At 72.5% G+C, this 1,861-nt stretch carries 2 protein-coding genes; both read right to left on the reverse strand.

What is annotated here, in order from left to right; translation table 11 throughout:
* Positions 1-104: 104 nt before the first annotated feature.
* A complete protein-coding gene (locus ACWCO3_RS34345) occupies positions 105-932 on the reverse strand; it encodes an ABC transporter permease (protein ID WP_145784440.1) in 828 nt (275 codons plus the stop codon).
* Positions 929-1,861: ATP-binding cassette domain-containing protein (locus tag ACWCO3_RS34350; protein ID WP_450014156.1), on the reverse strand; the 933-nt coding region annotated here is incomplete at its 5' end. The genes ACWCO3_RS34345 and ACWCO3_RS34350, both read right to left, overlap by 4 nt.

Here is a 1,861-nt window from a genome sequence, read left to right on the forward strand (position 1 = left end):
GCCCGCCGGGACTCCGCCGGTTCGAGACGTTCAGCCTGCTCGGCGGCGTACGCCCGGAGCAGGTCGTGGGCGCCGAACCGGCCGGGGGCGCATCCGTCGGCGGTTCAGCCGTTCAGCCGCCGGTACCGGGCGACCGAGAGCGGCAGGAACACGACGACCAGTGCGATCGGCCAGACCACGGCCAACCACAGGTAGTGCTGTGCCGCCCAGGAGTCACCTCCCCAGCCCGGATTGCCGAACAGCTCGCGGGTGGCACCGACGGTCGCCGACAATGGGTTCCACGCGGCGACCGCGCCGAGCCAGGCCGGCATGGTCGCCGGTGCGACGAACGCGTTGGAGAGGAAGCCGAGGGGGAACTCCAGGGTCTGCACGGCGACGACTGCCGTCTGTCCGCGCGTGACCAGGCCGAGGAAGATGCCGACCCAGACCAGGGCGAACCGCAACAGCAGGATCAATCCCACCGCGCCCAGTGTGGCACCGGGCCCGCCGTGCGCCCGCCAACCGACAGCAAGGCCCGTGACCAGCAGAACCGCGAGGGTGACCAGGGCGAACAGCAGGTCGGTCACCGCTCGGGCGACCAGCGGGGCGAGTGGCGCGACCGGCATCGAGCGAAGCCGGTCGGTCACCCCACGCTCCAGGTCCTCGGCGACCGCGATCGTGGTGAGGCTGATGCCGAACACCATGGTCATCACGAACATGCCGGGCATCAGGAACTCCCGGTAGCTGCCTCCGCCGGGCACCTCCATCGCCCCGCCGAACAGGTAGGCGAACATCAGGACGATCAGGATGTTGAAGCCGAGTGAGGCGACCAGGGGCCCGGGGTCACGTCGCCACCGGGCCAGGCCCCGCCAGACGAGGGTGCCGCTGTCGGCCAGCGGAGCGGGCCGGCCCGGCGTCAGGTCGACCGTCGAGGGCAGGGCCGTGGCGCTCACGCGACCACCTCCGAGTTGGCCCGGTGGCCGGTGACGTGCAGGAACACGTCGTCCAGGGTGGGACGACGGAGGGCCACGTCGGCCACCGTGACCTGCGCGGCGTCGAGCGCCCGCAGCACCTCGACGAGCGCACCGGCGCGGTGCCCGACGCCGACGCTCACCGCGCGCCGGTCCACGTCGACGATTGGTTCGTCGTCGACGACCCGACGCATCTGTGCGGCGGCGACGGCGAGGTCGCCGGTCTCCCCCACGACCAGCTCGATCCGGTCGCCGCCGAGCCGTGCCTTCAGCTCGTCCGGGGTGCCTTCGGCGATGACGCGACCGGCCTCGACCACCGAGATCCGGTCGGCGAGTTGGTCGGCCTCGTCCAACTGCTGGGTGGTGAGCAGCACTGTCGTGCCCGCCCGGACCAGCTCCCTGATCGACTCCCACACCTCGTTGCGACCGCGCGGGTCCAGCCCGGTGGTGGGTTCGTCGAGGAACAGCACGGCCGGGGCCAGGACCATGCCGGCAGCCAGGTCCAGCCGGCGGCGCATGCCCCCGGAGTACGCGCGGACCGGTCGCTCACCGACGTCGGCGAGACCGAACCGCTCCAGCAACTCGGCCGCCCGCCGCTGGGCCCGGCGGCGCCCCAGGTGGAACAGCCGGCCGAAGAGCAACAGGTTCTGCCGCCCACTGAGCGCCTCGTCGAGCGCGGGGTGCTGCCCCACCAGGCCGATCCGATAGCGCACCTCTTCGGGCTGGCGGGTCACGTCGAACCCGGCGACCTCGGCGCGGCCCCCGTCCGGCCGCAGCAGGGTGGACAGGATCCGCACCGACGTGGTCTTGCCGGCTCCGTTGGGGCCGAGCAGACCACACACCGTGCCGGTGTCCACCCGGAGGTCGAAGCCGTCGAGAGCGAACCGGTCCCGATACCGCTTGCGCAGCCC

This window comes from Micromonospora sp. NPDC002411 (assembly GCF_053592955.1).